Source organism: Sphingobacterium sp. UBA1897 (assembly GCF_002337775.1).
Classification (GTDB): Bacteria; Bacteroidota; Bacteroidia; order Sphingobacteriales; family Sphingobacteriaceae; genus Sphingobacterium; species Sphingobacterium siyangense.
In genome coordinates this window covers 1-20377 of the sequence record NZ_DDGR01000034.1, presented here as the reverse complement: position 1 = coordinate 20377, position 20377 = coordinate 1, and the positions used below count along the sequence as shown (strand labels likewise).

Genomic DNA, 20377 nt, shown 5'->3' with positions numbered 1-20377 from the left:
TTGCATATAAAAAGCAATTTATCTAAGTTTGAATATATTTTCAATTTCTGATCCTCATGAGCACTCCAATCGTATCGACTACACAGTTATCATTTCAGTATCCTAATTCAACGCCAATTGAATTTCCAGATATTCACATCGAGAAAGGTCAGCATACGCTGTTATTAGGGGATTCGGGTTCTGGAAAAACAACGTTACTTAATATATTAGGAGGCTTGTCACGACCAGAGACAGGTCTAGTCAAAATAAATAACCAAGACCTATCCTTATTATCAAACAGCAAATTGGATCAGTTTCGTGCGCAATATATCGGATTTATATTCCAAGAAGCTCACCTCCTAAGAAATTTAACACTTTTGGAAAACATCAAGTTGGCACAGTCTTTAGCAGGGAAAAGAATAGACCTTAATGCAATACATTTCATATTGACGCAACTGCAATTAGATCAAAAAAGTGATGCCTACCCGAACGAATTGAGTCGCGGCCAATTACAACGTGCTGCTATTGCACGCAGCATCATTAATAAACCAGCTCTACTTATTGCTGACGAGCCAACTGCCGCTCTAGATGACAACAATACCTACAGGGTATTAGAACTGTTATTATCGATAGCTGACACTGCAGGATCGACTTTATTGATAACAACACACGACAAGAGAATAAAAGATCAGTTCTCCAAAATGTACCTTTTAAAATAATTGTTTTACTTTAATTTACGCGTCACCCTTAGTTTTTAGAATTTGTTATGAACACGATACAATTGGTTTGGAAAAATTTAAGTAGGCAGTTTGGCTCGGTCTTTCTAAGCATTCTGTTAACGGCGTTTGGAATTTCCATCCTTGCCGTGCTTTCAATTACCGGCGAAACTTTTGAAAAGCAGCTTGACAATAACAGTAAAAATATTGATTTGGTTGTTGGAGCCAAAGGAAGCCCCCTTCAATTGATCTTATCAAGTATTTATCATATTGACAATCCAACCGGCAATATCCCACTGGACGAACTGGAACCATTACGCCAAAATCCCCTTGTTCAGCTTGCAGTGCCCCTATCTTTAGGTGACAATTTCAAAGGCCATCGCATTGTTGGAACAGATTCATCTTTCTTAGCTATTTATGAAACAGCAATAACTGAAGGCCGTATCTGGCAAAATAACTTTGAAGTAGTCATTGGTGATCAAGTTGCAAAAAAACAACAGCTCAAAATTGGCGATCAGATCCATAGTTCACATGGCTTGAGCAAAGATGGACATCATCATGACGAACATCCGTTTACCATTGTTGGTATTCTAAAACATAACAATAACGTTACCGATAACTTAATACTAACCAACTTAGAAAGTGTTTGGGATGTACATGGCATTGCACATAAACATGAGCATCAAGAAACAGCAGTAGAGAAAGAATTACGGGAACGCCAAGAAGACCGGGAGGAAACCCTCAAAGCACATCTGCACCATCATGGTGAAGATATAGCAGAAAATTCATCTGCTCCAGCCCAAACGAACGAAAAAGAACATCAGGAGCAGGAAGACCATCATGAGCACGCAGAGGAAGGCATGTTTGTGAAGTCAATAGGTGCCGACATGGTAAAACAGAATGGACTGGAAATAACCGCCATTCTACTAAAATATCAATCTCCTGCAGCGATCGGAATTTTGCCAAAATTGATTGATCAGCAAACAGACATGCAGGCCGCATCTCCCGCCATGGAAAGCACTCGTCTATTCTCGTTATTAGGCGTAGGGATAGATTCTTTATCGATACTCGCTTATGTAATTATGTTTATTGCAGGTTTAAGCGTCTTTATTAATTTATATAACGCATTAAAGCAACGTAAATACGATCTTGCCATCATGCGTACGCTTGGAGCCTCCAAAGGAAAACTCTTTGCCATTGTGCTTCTTGAAGGACTAATCATTACGATTCTTGGTGGGTTAATTGGGCTTATAATGGCACATCTAGCGCTTTACTATATCAGTAATCAGACAAGTCAAAGCGCCGATTTTATAGAGGCTTTTACACTTCATCCTAAAGAACTGATTTTCTTGTTTGTTGCTTGTCTAATAGGTATCTTCGCAGCACTTATTCCGGCGATCAAGGCCTACAGGACAAGTATTTCTGGAACACTATCAAATAAATAAGTTTAACTAAGATTACACAACGACAAAAGATCGCAATAAGAAGAGCAGCTTATCCTCTAGGCAGGAAAACGGAAAATACATTCGAACAGCTTCTCGATACATAACACTCGATACATAACAATAGCATAACACATGAAAAAAACACTGACAGTATTCTTATTTATATTATTCTGTACCATACAGTCCCAAGCCCAAATAGGCAATAATCCGGATGTTCCCGATCATACACCTATGATGAACAAAACTTGGGAAGCAATTGATAAAATGGCTTATAAAGTAACTTATAATGGGGCAAAGAAAGTATATACTCCTTTCTACCCAAAAGAACTTAAAGCGCTTGAAAATAAAATTGTTGAATTACCAGGTTATATGGTTCCTCTTCATAGTGGTCGTAATCATAAAAACTTTATGATGTCTGTATTACCCGTGATGCAATGCCAATTCTGTGGATCCAACGGAATACCACCAATGGTTGAAGTAACATTAAAGGGCAATGCAATAAAATTCTCTGAAGATCCGATTAAATTAAAAGGGAAAATGATCTTTACCAAAGATCCGCTTAAAGGAAATGCTGAAATCCAGATTGTAGATGCAGAACCAATAAAATAAACTAGCGTCTATTATTAAACCATTAAATGGGCTTTGCAGATCTCTCACAGCCCATTTAGTGGGCCAGGGTCCGTCTTTTATCCCCTATCCTCTATTCAGCAGGGAAACTTCCATACAAGCTGCTAAAGCAGCCGTTTCGGTTCTTAAACGCGCTTCTCCCAACGAAATCGGATGAAACCCCATCTGTAGTGCCAAATCAATTTCCTCTTCAGAGAAATCTCCTTCCGGACCAATGAGGATAATATAATGCTGGTCTGGCTCCAAAACCTGGTTTAAATACTTCTTTTCAGCGTCAACACAGTGTGCAATTGCCTTTTGAACACCTTCTTTTGGGATTTCCCTCAAAAACTGTTTAAACGATACTGCTGGATTTAGCTTCGGAAGATAGGCTTTCAACGATTGTTTCATCGCTGCAACAACCACCTTATTTAGACGATCTAATTTCACCTCTTTTCGCTCAGAATGCTCACAGATAACTGGAGTTATTTCTTGAATTCCAACCTCAGTCGCCTTTTCCAAAAACCATTCGATGCGATCAATATTCTTCGTTGGACCAACAGCAATATGCAAATGATATTTTGGCCGCTGAAACTCCTCCTCAACATTTAAGATCGTGATAACAGTACGTTTGGGGTGAGGGTCAATAATTTGAGCTTCGTACAAACCACCGCGACCGTCTATGAGATGTAAACGATCACCAGTATCCATACGAAGCACACGAATAGCATGTTTACTTTCTTCTTCACTAAGGATAAAATTTTCTAATGAAGGGTTTAAATCCGGTGTAAAAAATAACTGCATGTGCTTTCGTTATTGTTTTATTCTTCTGTATCATCATCGGCCGATTCGACCAATTCCAATTTGACAAACTCTATGTTCTGCTGGGCCTTACGGATAATAGTGAATACGTAACCATATTCTTCTTTACGCTCACCGACTTCAGGAATCTTATCAAAGATTTCGCTCACCAGACCGGACATCGTATCGTAATCCTGACTCTCGGGTAATTCTATCGGGAGAAATTCATTCACATCATGAATACTAGCGCCTGCATCGACCATATATTCCGTTTCCGAGATACGTTCGACAACTGGAGTTTCCTCATCGTATTCATCCTGAATCTCACCAACAAGTTCCTCAACAATATCTTCCAGGGTAACCATACCCGCAGTTCCACCAAATTCATCCAATACAATCGCTAACTGTAGACGCTTTTGCTGGAACTCAGCCATTAGATCATTGATCTTCTTCGTCTCAGGAATGAAATAAGGTTTGCGCATGATATTTCTCATGACAACCTCTTTTCCTTTAGCTAAGAGGGGTAAAATATCTTTCGTATGGACAATACCAACGATTTGATCAATATTATCCTCATAAATTGGCAGACGAGAGTACCCTTCTTCAGTCATGGTTTCTATCAGCTCAGAGGCATCAGCCGTGACCTCCACAGCCACAATTTTGGTACGAGGTACCATAATATTCTTAACGATACGTTCGTTAAAATCAAATACATTTTTGATCAACTCGTGCTCAGAAATATCCAAAGCACCAGACTCTTTACCTTTATCCAAAAGATATTGCAACTCTTCAGAAGAGTGCGCAGATTCCCCTTTAGTAACTTCAAATCCTAAAATCTTCAACAGAAAATTAGCGAAACCATTTAAAATCCAAATAAATGGTCTAAAGATAAAGTAGAAAAATTGCAGTGGAACCGCAATTTTCATTGTTGTTGCAACAGGTTTTTGAATCGCAATTGATTTAGGAGCGAGCTCTCCAAATACAATGTGTAACACGGTAATAATCGTAAAAGCCAATATATGACCTGCATTCGTCGCGATTGTACCTGTCAATTCAACACCGAAAAAACCTAGTACCCCCTGCACAATTTGGGTCATTACAGCCTCTCCTACCCAACCTAAGGCCAGTGAAGAAAGTGTAATACCCAATTGTGTAGCGGCCAAATAACCATCCAAATGCTCCGTTATACTTTTGGCTATTGTAGCAACTTTGCTACCTGTTTTTGCCTGAACTTCAATTTGGGAGACTCGGACCTTGACAATAGCAAATTCTGCCGCGACAAAAAAGCCGTTGGCCAATACTAAAAACAATGTCCAAAATATATCGAGCGCCATGCTTGGGGTTATTTGTTAACAAATTCTTTTTTGTACAAATCGATAGCCTCGATCAAGATTCTTTGTGCTTCTTCACGTCCTTTTACACCCTCAACAATGACATGCTTCTTTTCAAGTGCTTTATAACTCTCAAAGAACTGTACAATCTCCTTCATGGTATGCGGAGGTAACTGATCAATATCTTTAATGTAATTAAAAACGGGATCATTTTTAGCTACCGCAATAATTTTATCATCTTGTTCTCCACCATCAACCATATTCATCACACCAATGACCTGTGCTTCAACCAATGTTAATGGTAAAATATCCACTGAACAAATGACCAAAATATCCAAAGGATCTTTGTCATCGCAATAAGTCTGTGGGATAAAACCATAATTGGCAGGATAAACGACAGATGAACTCATTACTCTGTCCAAAAGCAACAAACCAGTTTCTTTGTCTAATTCATACTTTCCTTTGGATCCGTTTGTAATCTCAATGATAGCATTTACGGCATTTGGAACATTCTCACCTGGAGAAACCATGTGCCAAGGGTTTTGTTTACTCATTTTTTATTTTACTGTATATTTTGTTTGTTTCTTTTATCTTTTATACGCTTTTTTAACAACGTTATTGCAATTGGTAAAAATGCGATCACAATCATACCAACGACAACATATTCTACATAATGTATAATCCAAGGGAACTCAATACCAAGGAAATATCCAGACAGGGTCAATACAAGTACCCAAATGGCAGCTCCGGCAACATTATACAGAACGAACTTCTTAAAATCTAATTTTACAACACCTGCAAAGATAGGTGCAAAAGTACGAACTATTGGAACAAATCTTCCTATAATTAAAGCAGTTCCACCATATTTATGGTAAAATTCTTCGGCCATGACCACATATTTTCGCTTAAAGATGAAACTATCTTTTCGCTTAAACAGCATCGGCCCCGCTCGATAACCAAACCAATACCCTGTAAAATTCCCTAACACTCCCGCTATAAACAAGCCCAAACAAAGCGTGTATATATTAACGTCAATTTTATTTAGCGCGCAAAATAATCCTGCAAGAAATAATAAATAATCCCCAGGTAGAAAAAATCCAAAAAATAGGCCCGTCTCAGCAAATACAATTAAGATAACCAGATAAAACCCTCCTGAACTCAATAGCTCCTCCGGGTTTAATAATTGTTGAAATGACAACAAGAGTTCATGCATAACCTTTAGTAAAAATCAATGTTGCGTTCCTTTTTTAGAACAACTTCCACGCTTATCTCTGTACAAATTTGAAACGACAAGGTACAAATATAGCATTCTTCTAAAAAACGAACGTAAATCAAGTGTAATATAATCCTTTCTAATTATTGATTTTGAGCAGTTATACTGACGATAGACTCGCGAATAGTAGTCGCAATTTCATGAAGTTCGTCCTCTGCCAAGCTCAATTTAGGTCCAGCAAAGTTTAAATCACTAATTTTATTAATAGGCACCAAATGTATATGTGCGTGAGCCACTTCTAAACCAACAACTGCAACACCAACTTTTACACAGGGAATTACCTTTTTAATACCTTGAGCAACAATCTTAGCAAAGACCCAAAGCGCCATATATTCATCATCTTCTATATCAAAAATGTAATCGGTCTCTTTCTTAGGGATCACAAGAACGTGCCCCTTAGCCAATGGACTGATATCCAAAAAAGCTAGAAAATCATTACTTTCTGCAACTTTGTAAGCTGGGATCTCCCCAGCAACGATTTTTGAAAAAATTGTCGACATATTATTCTAATCTTGGAATAAATCTTTTAAACAATAATTAGCAAAAAACAGACTTTAAAATGCAAAGCCTTCGGTATGTTAGCAATTAAAAATTTAACTGCAGATTTTATCACACCCTGTTTTTCTACTGCCAACAAATATAAACAAAAAAGGTCGCGATTACTATATCACGACCTTCTTAATATAAAGTTAATTTGTGGATGTGCGGTTATGGCATACCGCACATAACCGACATATATTATCTTGAAATCTCTACGATCTCGAATTCAATTTTACCGGCAGGCACTTCAATAACAGCTGTATCACCTTTCGATTTTCCCAACAAACCCTGGGCAATAGGAGATTTAACTGAAATCTTGCCCGACTTCAAATCTGCTTCTGACTCCGCCACCAATTGATAAGTCATTTCAGCACCATTCTTTTTGTTCTTGATCTTAACAATCGATAAGGCCAAAACTTTAGATGTATCCAATTTGGACTCATCAATTAAACGTGCAGTCGCCAATGTATTCTCCAAATTGGCAATTTTAGCTTCGTGAAGCCCCTGAGCTTCTTTAGCTGCATCATACTCTGCATTTTCTGACAAATCTCCTTTGTCTCTAGCCTCTGCAATAGCATTGGCAATTTTAGACCTTCCTTCCGTCTTCAGATAAGCCAATTCTTCTTTAAGCTTACGCAATCCTTCTTCCGTAAAATAAGTTACTTCTGCCATAATTTTATCTTTTTTCTTATTTTCTACTTTTTAAAAAAGAAACAAGACCATATTTCCCTCGTCAGGAAACATGGTCTTGCTTTGAATCTATACGAAGATAATAATTGTTTTCAACAAAACAAATTCTTACCCGTTAAATAAAATTAAATCTCTTCCTCATCAACAAATTTATACCCCAGCCCCCGAACTGTTTGTAGATAATGTGGCTTATCTGGATTTGTTTCGATCTTTTTCCTTAAACGAACCACATGCATATCCAAAGTACGTGTGTTGACATTGGAGCTATAACCCCAGACAACCTCCATTAACTCCTCGCGTGTAATCTCCCGGCCTAAGTTTTGTAAAAAATGAAGCAAAATTCGGTTTTCCAAAATGGTCAACTCAACTTTCCTTCCGTCACGTATTAAGGAATGAATATTCGGATGATGTTCCGTTTGCCCAAATTTATATACTTCGGGACTGTTCTTAGGTAAGAAAAATTTCACCTTATTATCGATCATAGCAATAAGCACATCCATATTGAATGGCTTACTAATGTAATCAGTCACACCAAAGCTATAGGCTTCAATTTTGTCCACATCTTGAGACTTCGCTGTCATCATGATAATGATATTCTCAAACCCGGCTTTACGGACATCTTCACAGATTTCGTTGCCTTCTTTTCCTGGAAGCATCCAATCCAGCAAAACCACATCGGGTCTCTTTTCCAAGATCAAACTTTCCGCTTCATTCCCATTTCCACTCTGAATGACCTGATAGCCTTCGGATTCCAATCGATGTTTTACCAAGAACCGTAAGTTCTCATCATCTTCAATAACAGCAACAGTGATGTCTTTATTCATATTTAAATTTATTTTTTAAACCGGAAATACCAAGGTAAAGGTGGTCCCCTGTCCCAATTGACTTTTTACTGTAATATCACCGCCTATAAATTCGGTAATCTCTTTACAGAAAGCCAAGCCCAAACCGATACTTCCTTGCTGATTATATTGACTTTTTATTCTATAAAACTTTTTGAAGATGTTGTTAAACTCTGCCTTCTCAATACCTATTCCTTCATCCTTAAAAGTGATAACAAAATTCTTCTTGTTTTGTTGTATCGCAATATCTAAGATTTTATGCCCCGCTTTCGAATATTTATAGGCATTATCGATCATATTTTGAAACACACTACTTAACAGTACCGGATCTGCAAGCATTGATGTTCTTACATCAATTTTTGTGCTAATCTTGAAATCCGCATATTTTATTCTTGACGAAGCTACTAGATTTTCGGTAAATTCCTCCAAATCAACTTCTTCTTTATTTAATTTTATGGTTTTATTTTCGATCTGACTAAAAGACAACAGCTTATTCATCAAGTTATTTAATCGGTCTGCCTCCTGATCTAATATATTTCCATACATTTTCCGCTCTTCATCAGAGAGTACCTGCGCACTCTTAATATTATTTCCAGCAATTTTAATAACACTCACAGGCGTCTTAAACTCGTGGGTAAGATTATTGATGAAATCGTACTGCAATTTAAAAAGTCTTCCGTTAATTTCTAAATTTCTATAAATTAAATATAATATTGCAATCAAAATAATATAAATCAGGGATACCCCTCCCAATACCGGCCAAAAACTGCGATTTATCTCTTTTGACAGAAAACTTTTACTCGACCTAAAAAGAAGTTTGTAGTCTGCTAACGCTCCAGGTAACGGCATCTCCGTTGAAATCTCGTCATTTTCCGGCGTGATCGGAGCACCAACCAGTGGCACTATTTCTACTTTCTCATAAAGATTTGAATAACTATTTTTTACTTCCAGATACATTGGATCAATCTGAAAATTGAACATATCCTGTTCATATCCGACAGTATGATCCAAATTACCTTCCATAATGGACTTATAGACTATTAAGTCGTTGACCCTTGGAATATTCAGATAGGTAATCTGTCCAGGTCTTATGGTATAAAAAACCTTCAGAATATCCTTATCAGAAAGCTTGGCATTCGGTTGCAATTTATCGATATAAGTTGCCAGCTTCACACCAATATTATTAATCTCTTCGGAATGCAAGCCCATCTGTCCACGATCCCGAATCGTATTTTTATTCAGGCCAGACCTGGAAACGGTAAAAAAAGTAATGGTTTTCGGTTGAATTCTAAGGTTATTAACAATAAAACCATAGTTCAAGTTATGATCATTATTAAATTGTAAATCAAAAAAACCAATTTCTCTAACGAATGGGTAGGAACTTAATATACTATATGCATATTTTCCCGCCTGGACTGAATCCAAAAAACCTTGATAAAAAGATACTTCAGGAATTCTATTCTGAAAAAAATCATTGAAAGGGACTAAGGTTTGATCAAATATCTCCGATTTCCGATTGGTAAATTCGTTCTTAATATGCGATTCTGTATAATTACGCGAAAGAAAAAGGGCAAATATATACAGACCACTAATCACGATGAAAAACATCAACAATAATCCGTAATTTTTTCGATAGCTATATTTCTCTGCTTTCATAATCTCCCGCCCTTAGTCTACAAGATATTTCGCCAAAAATCGCTCCAACTCATTATAGTAACCAAAGACATTCTCGTCCCGTTTAAAAGTTCTATCCTCGTCCTCTTTTAGGATGTATTGTACGGGAATATTATTATTCTTTAATTTCTGTACAAATTGATTTGCATCTGTTACCGAACTAAACCGATCCTTTCCTCCCTGTACCAATAGCACCGGTATCTTTACTTTATCCGAATGAAATACAGGTGAAATATTTTTAAATAGCTCAGCCTCCCGAATCGGATTCCCAACTACTTGATACATTTTCTGCACATACGATTTAAAATATGGCGGTATATCTCTAAAGTAAGTGAACAGATTGGTATAGCCGGAATAAGACACGGCACATTTATAAAGATCAGAATTAAAACAAGCAGCGTGTAGCGCCGAATAGCCTCCGAAACCTTTCCCTACAATAGCGACACGTTCCCGATCAGCAATTCCTTCTTTAATCAACCATTTTACTCCATCAGTAATATCATCCTGAATCTTCCCGCCCCATTCCTTAAATCCCGCAGTCCAAAACTTCTTACCAAAACCGGTCGATCCCCTATAGTTCATCTGAAAAACCAAATAACCCCTGTTCGCCAAAAACTGCGCTTCGTTATCGAATCCCCAAACCTCCCGTCCGTTAGGTCCATCATGGGGCAATACAACCATAGGCAGATTTTTGCGATTGGAATGAATGGGATAAGTTAAATAACCCGAAATCTGAATGCCATCTCTCGCCGTATAAGTGATATACTCATTTGGAGAAAGTTCTTTGTCTTTTAGATCGGAATTATTATCTGTTAGCTTCGTTAATTTTTGAGTCGAAAAATCATAGAAATAAATCCCGCCCGGGTTTACGTCCGTATAGGTTTTGATAATGACCTTGTTCCCCGAAATATCAGTATTCAATACCTGAAACTCAAAGCCATCAATCTGCTTCGACAATTGATCATATTTCTTTTTGGTAGCCTCATCAAAAAAATGTCTGTTCTGTCTTGATGTGCTATAATTGACAAATAACAGCTTATTCTGTTCAGTGAAATACCCCCCAGGGCTCACGTCAACATCTTTATGACTATATAGCTCGCCCAGCTCTTTTTGGTTTAATAAATCATAACTTACCAAGGCCAGTTTATCCCTGTCTATATTGGATAAAGCATAAATGATGGCATTTGAACTATCCTTATAACCCAGTGGAGTAAAACTACTTTCAACATCACATCGTATAATCTCTTTAAATGGTTCTTTTTCTGAACTTCTATAGAGCACAGATTGCTGTACAGAATCGTTGGCCACAGCCAATCGTACCTGCCCATCATTAGATACAACCCAGGAGCTCATATTTCCGGGATTCTGTAAAACCAATTCCCGAGGCCTCCCGTCTAAATAGATACGATAAAGGTCAAAAAAAGAAGAGTCTCTATCGTTGATTCCCGCTATAAAACTATCACCTCCGGTCGCCATAGCATGAATCCATCGAAACCGACCTCGTACCGGTTTAATCAATGGCCAAATCTTTTCTGTGTTGATGTCCACAGCATATAAACGTAAACTGTCCTGCGAAGATTGTTCCGTCAAAAAGGAAATTTTTGAATCATTGTTCCAAGCGAAGGATTTTACATTAATATCATTTTGATAAGTAAGCTGTTTGGAACTATCCTTATTGATCAAATCTATTAAATAGATATTTTTGCAATGATTATCTAAGCCAATGTAAGCGATAAATCGACCATTTGGAGAAATCTTAAAATTTGATTTTTCAGGTGTAGAAAAAAATTGATTTATTGGAATAAGATCAACACTATGTCGTTGACACCCCAACATGATCATGGCAGAAAAAAACAAACCTATCCAAAATTTCATCCTCATAATCCCAAATACATCCTTATCATTTATTCCAAATATTGCAATTAAATACGGAATTGCATGAAATGCAACCTTATTTTTACAAGATATAGTAATTAAATGTAATATTCAAACTTATCTCGGTTCTGTCCTTTAGAATCTTTTTTATCGCAGAAAAATAGCGTATTTTTGCATATGTTTTTATACAATGTCTCCGTTATAGCAGAAGAAACAATCCATCAAGAGGTCGTTTCATGGATTCAGGATAATATCGTGCAATCCCAAAAATTTCAAGTGCATTTTCTGGAAATGCTACAGTCTCCACACGAAGGTATGACCTACTGCATTCAAGTTATACTCCCTACAGAAGACCATATAGCAGATTTTCAGCAAGTGCATCTAATTCCATTACAACAACTCATTTCGGAAGTATATAAAGACAAGGTGTTCCTTTTCGACAGTACCATGAAGTATCTAAAAAAATAAAAGAGCTCTGTGGAGCTCTTTTATTTTTTTATTTCATTAATATCGTTACCATCTTCTTCAAAGTTCTTATTATTCTTTTCACCTATCTCTGCCGCCAATTCATAGCGCGGATCATAACTGATTTTTGGCGTTAAAAAATGAAGTAAAATCAAACGGGCATATCTAAAATTAAAAGGTGCGAAGACCAAAATGGTTACAGCTAGACCAATCAGATAAGACCAAGGAGACTCGCTTCCTGTCAAAATTGCGATAGCAACAGATACAGTAACAATCTCAGCGACAGACAAAGCATAACTCACATACATGGCAGCATAGAAATACCCCGGCTCAACCTCGTACTTGACACCACAATAAGGGCAAGTATCATTCATATGCTGCTTATGTAAACTGTATACCTTTCCTACAAATACATTACCAATATGACACTTCGGACATTTGGAATGTATCATTGCATGGAATTTGGATGTGGGCATTAAGAATCTATTTTATTTCGTTTAAAAATTTCTTTGTTACGGGGTTCTTCTTGCGGTATTTTTTATACCATAAATAACCAAGGCCCGCCGCGGCTAGATAAGGTATTACCAATAGAAACAAAATACCGTCATTCAGACCTCTTCCTTGCATATTTCCTTCCTTCGTAGAATTCTCAGCGTTCAATGTACACATCGCACACTGTCCGTACGAAACAGACACAGCCGAGCAGCTTAAGGTAAATATTAGGAGTAAATATTTAAACCATTTCATAGCACAAAGGTACTGAAATTTTAACGATTAGCGTGCCAAAGATTCAAATTTATCCCAAAAGCCATCTTTCGGCAAAGAAGCGATCAATTCCATCTTATCCTTTTTTATTGGATGCGTAAAGGTCAATGAACGAGAATGTAAACAAATACTGCCCAAAGAACTGCCTCTTGGATATCCATACTTATTATCACCAACAATAGGACATCCCATCGCTGCAAGTTGCGCACGAATCTGATGTGTACGACCTGTTAAAGGCTCTACGCGCAGCAAATAGAATCCATTCAACTCACCCACCAATGTATAATCCAACTCGGCATAACTTCCGCCTTTCACCTCGCGTGGAAAGGCCTTTGTTACCCTTGTTTGTCTATTCCGAACCAACCAATTGATAAGTTTCCCCTCAGTTTTTCGCGGACGCTGTCTAACGATTGCCAAATAGGTCTTTTTCACATGTCTATCCTGAAAAAATTTATTCATTCGCTCTAGCGCCTTGCTTGTTTTGGCGAACAAAATCATACCACTAACAGGTCTATCTAATCGATGAATAACACCAACAAATGCTTCATTTGGCTTATCATATTTCTTTTTCAAATATACTTTCACCATATCTTCTAAAGATAGGTCTCCTGTTTCATCCACCTGCACAATATCCCCGGCTTTCTTATTTATAGCGATGAGATGATTGTCTTCGTAAATGACGTCTTTATCGGTTATTTCGCTGTGATTCATTTCTTTCAAATATAAAAGGGTTATCCAAATACTATACAGTGCTAAGACCTGTTGAGTTGGATCCCATAATGACGCTATTATTTATTAAAAAAGGCCCTACGCAAGCGTACAGCCTTTCCTTATGTTCTTTTTTAACACAACTTACTTTGCAGTGTCCGCTTTAAGCAACTCAGCTTTTTTCGCATCCTCCTTCATCTTCTTTTTAAAGAAACCACGCAACAAGAAATTATGCTGCAATGCCTCCATATTCTCGTCCAGTTTGGATGTGCTCGAATTTAAATTATTGATTGCCGATTTAATTTGATTTGCCGATGCCGGGTCATTCAATAACACACCAACCGCATTATCTTTATCATTCAATCGACTTGAAGCATTATTCAAATTGTTTATCAATGCATTTGCTGTCTGAGAAACTCCTTGCAACTGCGCTGCAGACTGACGCAGGTTAGAGAATATAGCGGTATCAGTCGTTAAATCATGAATCAAGCCCTTATTGCTATTTAAAGAGTTTGTCAAGGTAACCAAATTAGCAGATGCTTTATTCGCATTATTCATTGCAGCACTGATTGACAATAATGTAGCACGCAATGTATTAACCATAGAAGTATCGGTCAACATCGCTCCAACCATTCCTTTTCCGTCCGCCAATCCACGTGATATTTCTACAAAGTCAGTCGTAATCTTTGCTAAGTTTTCATTATTTACCTGCAATGTTTCCATCATTGCTTCCATGTCCGCAGTCTTCGCCGAACGCAAGAAATCACCTGTCTCCACTGTTGGCGCATTTTGCGACCCTCCAGAAATCACTACGATCTTGTTACCAATCAAACCGTCCGAGCCCAATTTTGTTACAGCATCTTTACGAATATATTCAGCAGATTTCTCCTCGATTGTCAATACCACCTCAACATCCTGCACGCTTTTAAAATGTATATTCTTAATGATCCCTACCTTAACCCCAGAAAACCACACATTACTCCCCACTTTCAATCCAGCGACATCGGGAAATGAAGTCGTAATTTCGATATTTCTAGTAAATTTCTTTTGCTGGCTACCCAAAATAAAAATACCCGCTAAAAGAATCAATACGCCTAAAAAAACAAAAATACCGACAATGATTGCTCTTTTATTTTCTGCCTTACTCATGTATATTATAGAATAAAATTATAATTATAAAACGCTCTTACACGTGCGTCATCTGTATCAAAAATCTCTTCAAAAGACCCCTGTCTTTCAAACTTGCCATCCAACAACATTACAATACGGTCTCCCACCTCTTTCGCACAAGCTAAATCATGCGTAATAATAATTGATGCTGTTTTATACCTCTCCTGAACCTCATTAATCAATCCATTAATCTCCAAACAAGTGATCGGATCTAGTCCTGCTGTTGGTTCATCGTACATCATGATTTCAGGTCTAAGAATCAGTGTGCGCGCAATACCAATTCGTTTACGTTGTCCACCCGACAACTCCGATGGCATCTGATTGATAGCTTGCGAAAGCCCTACTCCATCCAAAACCTCTTCTACAGCGTAGTTGATCTCCGAACGTGTTAAGTTCCGTTTATTTCGAACCAATGGAAATTCCAAATTTTCGCGCACAGTCATACTATCATAAAGCGCACTATTCTGAAAAGAAAACCCTATTTTTAAGCGTAATTCACGCAGTTCGCGATCATTTAATTCAAGAACTGACTCTCCCAAAACATTGATCGTCCCCTCATCCGGTCTTAATAAACCAGAAATCAATTTGATCAACACTGATTTCCCCGTTCCAGAACGTCCAAGCACAACGAGATTTTCTTCTTTATATAAATCCAGGTTGACACCACGTAGGACGTGATTATCACCGAAAGACTTGCTAACATCCCTAATTTCAATGACCGGCTTCGAATGGTCGATGGTTGATTTAATCTTTTCCATAGCTCGCTATCCAAAGAACGATAAAACTTGAACAATAATTATTTCCTCAATAAATACAAGGAACATCGAAGCTACAACGGCAGCATTGGCTGCCTTACCCACACCTTCAGTCCCCTTTGAAGAAAAATAACCGCAATAACAACTTACAGCTCCAATAGTAAAACCAAATATAACCGCACGCAAAACCATAGCACCTAAATCCTTAAATGCTATCGTCTCAAATACTTGCGTAAAAAAACTCAAAAAGCTTAAGTCGTCTTTACTCATCATACTTAGGTAACCGCCTAAAAGACCTATACCCGCTACATAAAAACATAGTACAGGAATCCCAATAGTTGTAGCTAATATTCTACTTACAATAAGATACTTATATGGATTAGTTCCCGAAACTTCCATGGCATCGATTTGCTCCGTGACATTCATCGAACTTAGTTCCGCACCGATTTGCGAGCCCACTTTACCCGAAGCTATTAAAGCTGTCACCAGCGGTGCAAGAGCACGAACAATAGCAATCGAAATAAGCGAAGGCAACATCGAAGTCGCCCCGAATTCTTCCAAAGAAGGACGCGATTGTTTTGTAAAGACAAATCCAACAATAAACCCCGTTAAACTGATCAAAGGCAAAGATTTGTAGCCTATTTCATAGCACTGGCGGACAATTTCTTTAAATTCATATGGTGGAGTTACCAATTCGCGCCAAAACCGTAGCAAAAAACGGTGAATGTTTGCGAATTCTAGAAAAAAAGTCTGAAGTTTTTTAGCCATTTAAATGATGTCTATTTCAAATTAATGTGTCATAAAACACGTCTTATGCTGAACAAACACGTAGCAATTCGAGCGGTAAAGGTAAATAAAAAATATGTATCTAAAATTGTCGTTTATGTAAAAAGATCATCAATTTGACTTTTATATAAAAAAAATCAGATTTCCAGTGTACCGATTAAACCATTTTATACGTTATGCTGTCATAATAACAAAGACAATACAATAGAGTTTTGTCACACTTTTAAATATTACAGTCATGAAAAATTTAGGCAACATAAAATATTGGGTACTTGGTTTTATAGGTATCGCTTCTTTTTCAAGTTGCGCGACTTCAATGGCCCAACGGAGTGGATATAATGGTTATAACAATTATAACAATGCTGGAGTTTCGTTCCAGATGTTCTATGATCAACTCTCCCCTTACGGACAATGGGTTAATGATCCCAATTATGGTTATGTCTGGATTCCGGACGTTGGCCCGAACTTCCAGCCTTATGCAACCAATGGTTATTGGACAATGACCGACTATGGTAATACCTGGGTATCCAACTATGACTGGGGTTGGGCTCCATTTCACTATGGTCGCTGGAACTACAATGACCGTTATGGATGGGGATGGGTTCCTGACTATGAATGGGGGCCAGCATGGGTAAATTGGCGTCAAAGTAACGACTACTACGGTTGGGCACCAATGGGCCCGGGCATGAGTATAAATGTATCTGTTAATATTCCAATGAACTTTTGGACATTTGTGGGAGTCAATCACTTTATGAATAGGGATATGGATAGATATTATGTTAATCGAAGAAATTACAATAATATCTATAACAGAACCACCATTATCAACAATACAACGATAATTAACAACAACTATTATGTTGGTGGCCCTCGAAGATCTGACATCGAACGTTCGACAGGAAGAAGCGTAACAGTTAATAGAATTGCAAATGCCGATCGACCTGGATCTGCCCGCAGTAGCAGCAATCGTAGTAATGAAATCAGTATGTACCGTCCAAATGTAGACCGTAATACAAGATCTTCTGCACGTCCTACAAATGTCGTGGATGCATCTACCCGAACACGTAATAACAATAGTGAGATTTCAGATCGTACCAATCGTGTTATCAGCAATCGAGACAACATCGATTCAAGATCAGGAAGTCGTGAGTTATATATCGATAACAGTGGAAATGCTTCTGTAAGGTCTCGTAATGATGCCAACAGCGGTGGCTCGAGTCGTAGTTCAAATAATAATACGAGAAGCAGCGACAATGGAACTGTAAATAGAAATACGAACGGTACACAACCTAATTCGAATAACTATGATTTTAGAACACGATCAGGTCGCCAATCGGATGCTTCAAACAATAACAACCCTACATCTACCAGTAGAAATAGACAAAATGGCTCCGTTGATAATAATGGTGTTGTAAACGGCAGAAGTACAGACTACAATAGAAACACAGATTATAATTCACGTTCGCGGTCAAATGCAAGCAGCTCTAATCAGACTGTGCCTCCACGAGTACCGACAACAACGCCGCAACGAAATGGAAATTATGATGGCAGTAGAACACGTTCAAGCCAACCGGTGTCACAGCCTGTCCAAAATGGAAATAACAACGCTGGCAGCAGGAGCCGTTCGAGCCAACCGGTATCGCAACCTGTAGCACAACCAACTCAAAATCGGAGCTACGAAAACACAAGAAGTAGATCAAATACAGACAATTCATCGTCCGTATCGCGATCAAGGTCTTCAGAAAGCTCCGGTGAACGTAGCTCTGGACGTTCTTCACAAGGATCAGAAAGATCTAGAACAAGATAATGACAGCCGAGTAAAATAATAATTCATATCTGGCGGGTAAAATGAAAAATTTTATCCGCCTTTTATATGCATGTCTTTTTATATTTATCATGAACAATCCATACATTTTCACGTTAATTAGTAAATTTACCGCTTCAAACAAAAAAACAGATCGATAAAGATGGCTTCATTTACCTCTATATTAGATAATGACTTTTACAAATTCACCATGCAGCATGCTGTGGTTAAGTTGTTTCCAAAGGCCAAGGCACGTTATCATTTTATTAACCGGGGACATCATAAATTTCCCGATGGTTTTGACGTGCTCCTGAAGGAAGCCGTCAATGAGATGGCTAATTTGAAGTTAACAAAAGCAGAAAAGGCATTTTTTGCCAGAACATGTCCTTATATAGACCCAACCTATTTTGACTTTCTTCAAGGTTATCGCTACGATCCCGAAGAGATCAAAATATTCCAGGATGGCCCCGACCTTGAAGTCATTATCGAAGGGTACTGGTACCGTACTATTCTTTGGGAGGTTCCGTTGATGTCGCTCATATGTGAACTTTTTTATGAATCCCAAGGTCTACAACGTGCCTCGGATGCAGAAGTAATCGCCACAGCCAAAGATAAAATCGAAAAATATAAAAAACTCAATATCACAATTGCTGATTTTGGCACCCGCAGACGTCATTCTTATGAAGTCCATGATATGGTCGTTCGCACACTGAAGCAATATGGCGAAAAAACATTTATAGGTACCAGCAATGTACATTTGGCAATGAAATATGAGACGAAACCAATTGGCACACACGCCCATGAATGGTTTATGTTTCACGCCGCCAAATACGGTTATAAAATGGCCAATCTACTTGGTCTTGAACATTGGTCTGATGTCTACCGAGGTGACCTCGGAATAGCACTATCGGACACCTATACTACGGAAGTTTTCTTTCAGCAATTTGACAAAAAGTTAACCAAATTATTTGATGGAGTCCGCCACGATAGCGGCGACCCGCTTGAATTTACAGATAAGGTTATTGCACACTATAATAAAAATGGAATCAATCCCCTCTCAAAGACAATCATATTCTCGGATGGCCTAGACTATGAGAAGGTCGAAAGAATCGCGAGCTACTGTGAGGGAAAAATATTGCATTCCTTTGGCGTTGGCACCAATTTCACCAATGATGTGGGACTCAAACCCATGAATATCGTCATTAAGATGACTGACGCTTTACCAGAAGATGATCAATGGACCCCGGTCATTAAGCTATCTGACGAACCAATGAAACATACAGGAGATGAGGACTCCATATATATTGCAAAAAAAGTATTAATGATTGATGATGACAATGCATAGAGATGTATACGGTGAGGCCTTAGATGATTACTTTGTACATCAAGAAGAAAAGTTCCCTTTAATACTCAATACAAGTTATGGCGACCAAGATGAAATGCCCGTTGAGATTTTCTTTCGGGAACCCGATGATTTTCCTGAACTGGAATTTATTGGACTATCCTTATGTGATGGACGTGTACTGGATGTTGGAGCAGGAGTTGGCAGCCATAGCCTGTATCTCCAAGAAAAAGGTTTTGAAGTAGATGCACTGGAACTCTCGCAAACCGCTTGCCATATTATGCAACAACGCGGGGTACAACATATTATCTGCGAAGATTTCTATAAATTCGAAGGCCAAAAATATGATACGCTATTGTTTTTAATGAACGGAATAGGTCTTGCCGGTGACGTAGATGGTTTTCGAAAACTATTACAGCATAGTAAAGAGTTACTGACTGAAAATGGCCAACTGATTTTTGACTCTTCAGACATCAGTTATTTGTACAAAGATTACAACATCAAAAAACCAGCGCATTATTTTGGGGAAATTCAATACCAGTATGAGTACAAAGGGACTCGAGGAAATCTTTTCAAATGGCTCTATTTAGACCAGGATTTATTGATCAAAATTTCGCACGAACTGGGTTGGGTTGTCCAAATTTTGTATGAAGATGAGAATGATCAATACCTCGTCCGCATGGAACTAAAAAAATAGCCTGTTGTTTATAACAGGCTATTTTTTTTATTATTTCTATGTTATTATATATATTATTTCTGTGTTCTTATATAGATATCTCCCATGGATGTTTTTAAAATAACATCCTGTCC

The 20377-nt window shown here is 37.9% G+C and carries 22 protein-coding genes; 7 read left to right on the top strand and 15 right to left on the bottom strand.

All coding sequences use genetic code 11. From position 1 onward, the window contains the following. Nucleotides 1–56 precede the first annotated feature (56 nt). The 3 genes from B4N43_RS22765 to B4N43_RS22755 all read left to right on the top strand — a co-directional run bounded on the left by B4N43_RS22765 (nucleotide 57) and on the right by B4N43_RS22755 (nucleotide 2749). Nucleotides 57–698: an ABC transporter ATP-binding protein gene (locus B4N43_RS22765; protein WP_070567298.1), complete on the top strand. Its 642-nt coding sequence runs from the start codon at nucleotides 57–59 to the stop codon at nucleotides 696–698. Between the two features lie 47 nt (nucleotides 699–745). Beyond that, nucleotides 746–2140: an ABC transporter permease gene (locus B4N43_RS22760; RefSeq protein WP_112374254.1), complete on the top strand. Its 1395-nt coding sequence runs from the start codon at nucleotides 746–748 to the stop codon at nucleotides 2138–2140. A gap of 132 nt (nucleotides 2141–2272) precedes the next feature. Next, entirely contained in the window at nucleotides 2273–2749 is a 477-nt protein-coding gene (locus tag B4N43_RS22755) for a hypothetical protein (RefSeq protein ID WP_070567302.1), read from the top strand. Between the two features lie 84 nt (nucleotides 2750–2833). On the opposite strand, the gene B4N43_RS22750 is transcribed toward B4N43_RS22755, so the two are convergent. The 9 genes from B4N43_RS22750 to B4N43_RS22710 all read right to left on the bottom strand — a co-directional run bounded on the left by B4N43_RS22750 (nucleotide 2834) and on the right by B4N43_RS22710 (nucleotide 11772). Further along, complete coding sequence (locus tag B4N43_RS22750) at nucleotides 2834–3550, bottom strand: 16S rRNA (uracil(1498)-N(3))-methyltransferase (protein WP_112374256.1); 717 nt, start codon at nucleotides 3548–3550, stop codon at nucleotides 2834–2836. 17 nt (nucleotides 3551–3567) lie between these two features. Next, complete coding sequence (locus B4N43_RS22745; RefSeq protein WP_088160665.1) at nucleotides 3568–4881, bottom strand: hemolysin family protein; 1314 nt, start codon at nucleotides 4879–4881, stop codon at nucleotides 3568–3570. Between the two features lie 8 nt (nucleotides 4882–4889). Then, a complete protein-coding gene (locus B4N43_RS22740) occupies nucleotides 4890–5432 on the bottom strand; it encodes an inorganic diphosphatase (RefSeq protein ID WP_075991667.1) in 543 nt (180 codons plus the stop codon). Between the two features lie 8 nt (nucleotides 5433–5440). Beyond that, nucleotides 5441–6091 (bottom strand): DedA family protein, encoded by a 651-nt coding sequence (locus B4N43_RS22735; RefSeq protein ID WP_075991666.1) that lies wholly within the window; start codon nucleotides 6089–6091, stop codon nucleotides 5441–5443. 143 nt (nucleotides 6092–6234) lie between these two features. Continuing rightward, on the bottom strand, nucleotides 6235–6651 hold the full coding sequence (locus B4N43_RS22730) for an HIT family protein (protein WP_075991665.1): 417 nt from the start codon (nucleotides 6649–6651) through the stop codon (nucleotides 6235–6237). 238 nt (nucleotides 6652–6889) lie between these two features. Next, nucleotides 6890–7363, bottom strand: coding sequence for a transcription elongation factor GreA (greA, locus tag B4N43_RS22725; protein ID WP_046674213.1), 474 nt, complete (start codon nucleotides 7361–7363; stop codon nucleotides 6890–6892). 143 nt (nucleotides 7364–7506) lie between these two features. Continuing rightward, entirely contained in the window at nucleotides 7507–8205 is a 699-nt protein-coding gene (locus B4N43_RS22720) for a response regulator transcription factor (RefSeq protein WP_046674214.1), read from the bottom strand. A gap of 15 nt (nucleotides 8206–8220) precedes the next feature. Next, nucleotides 8221–9879 carry a sensor histidine kinase gene (locus B4N43_RS22715; RefSeq protein ID WP_088160664.1) on the bottom strand — a complete coding sequence of 553 codons (1659 nt, stop codon included), beginning with the start codon at nucleotides 9877–9879 and terminating at the stop codon, nucleotides 8221–8223. Nucleotides 9880–9891: 12 nt separating this feature from the next. After that, nucleotides 9892–11772, bottom strand: a complete 1881-nt coding sequence (locus B4N43_RS22710) for an alpha/beta hydrolase family protein (RefSeq protein WP_088160663.1) — start codon at nucleotides 11770–11772, stop codon at nucleotides 9892–9894. Nucleotides 11773–11949: 177 nt separating this feature from the next. On the opposite strand from B4N43_RS22710, the gene B4N43_RS22705 reads away from it, so the two are divergent. Next, nucleotides 11950–12240, top strand: a complete 291-nt coding sequence (locus tag B4N43_RS22705) for a DUF4286 family protein (protein ID WP_070567317.1) — start codon at nucleotides 11950–11952, stop codon at nucleotides 12238–12240. A 20-nt stretch (nucleotides 12241–12260) separates the two neighbouring features. On the opposite strand, the gene B4N43_RS22700 is transcribed toward B4N43_RS22705, so the two are convergent. The 6 genes from B4N43_RS22700 to B4N43_RS22675 form a co-directional block, all read right to left on the bottom strand. Continuing rightward, entirely contained in the window at nucleotides 12261–12611 is a 351-nt protein-coding gene (locus tag B4N43_RS22700; RefSeq protein ID WP_232475712.1) for a DUF983 domain-containing protein, read from the bottom strand. Nucleotides 12612–12720: 109 nt separating this feature from the next. Next, nucleotides 12721–12984, bottom strand: a complete 264-nt coding sequence (locus B4N43_RS22695) for a hypothetical protein (RefSeq protein ID WP_070567322.1) — start codon at nucleotides 12982–12984, stop codon at nucleotides 12721–12723. A gap of 27 nt (nucleotides 12985–13011) precedes the next feature. Beyond that, nucleotides 13012–13713, bottom strand: coding sequence for an RluA family pseudouridine synthase (locus B4N43_RS22690; RefSeq protein ID WP_070567324.1), 702 nt, complete (start codon nucleotides 13711–13713; stop codon nucleotides 13012–13014). Nucleotides 13714–13854: 141 nt separating this feature from the next. Further along, on the bottom strand, nucleotides 13855–14859 hold the full coding sequence (locus B4N43_RS22685; protein WP_070567326.1) for an MlaD family protein: 1005 nt from the start codon (nucleotides 14857–14859) through the stop codon (nucleotides 13855–13857). Between the two features lie 5 nt (nucleotides 14860–14864). Beyond that, nucleotides 14865–15638 (bottom strand): ABC transporter ATP-binding protein, encoded by a 774-nt coding sequence (locus B4N43_RS22680; RefSeq protein WP_075991660.1) that lies wholly within the window; start codon nucleotides 15636–15638, stop codon nucleotides 14865–14867. 6 nt (nucleotides 15639–15644) lie between these two features. Continuing rightward, the gene (locus B4N43_RS22675; RefSeq protein ID WP_075991659.1) at nucleotides 15645–16403 is read right to left on the bottom strand and encodes an MlaE family ABC transporter permease; all 759 of its coding nucleotides are present in this window, start codon (nucleotides 16401–16403) and stop codon (nucleotides 15645–15647) included. A gap of 256 nt (nucleotides 16404–16659) precedes the next feature. Here B4N43_RS22675 and B4N43_RS22670 point away from each other — a divergent pair, with 256 nt between their 5' ends. The 3 genes from B4N43_RS22670 (at nucleotide 16660) to B4N43_RS22660 (ending at nucleotide 20264) form a co-directional block, all read left to right on the top strand. Further along, a complete protein-coding gene (locus B4N43_RS22670) occupies nucleotides 16660–18228 on the top strand; it encodes a DUF6600 domain-containing protein (RefSeq protein ID WP_286736382.1) in 1569 nt (522 codons plus the stop codon). A 160-nt stretch (nucleotides 18229–18388) separates the two neighbouring features. Then, the gene (gene pncB / locus B4N43_RS22665; protein WP_088160660.1) at nucleotides 18389–19570 is read left to right on the top strand and encodes a nicotinate phosphoribosyltransferase; all 1182 of its coding nucleotides are present in this window, start codon (nucleotides 18389–18391) and stop codon (nucleotides 19568–19570) included. Beyond that, nucleotides 19563–20264 (top strand): class I SAM-dependent methyltransferase, encoded by a 702-nt coding sequence (locus B4N43_RS22660; RefSeq protein WP_088163483.1) that lies wholly within the window; start codon nucleotides 19563–19565, stop codon nucleotides 20262–20264. Before pncB ends, B4N43_RS22660 begins: the two co-directional genes overlap by 8 nt. The last annotated feature ends 113 nt before the right edge of the window (nucleotides 20265–20377 follow it).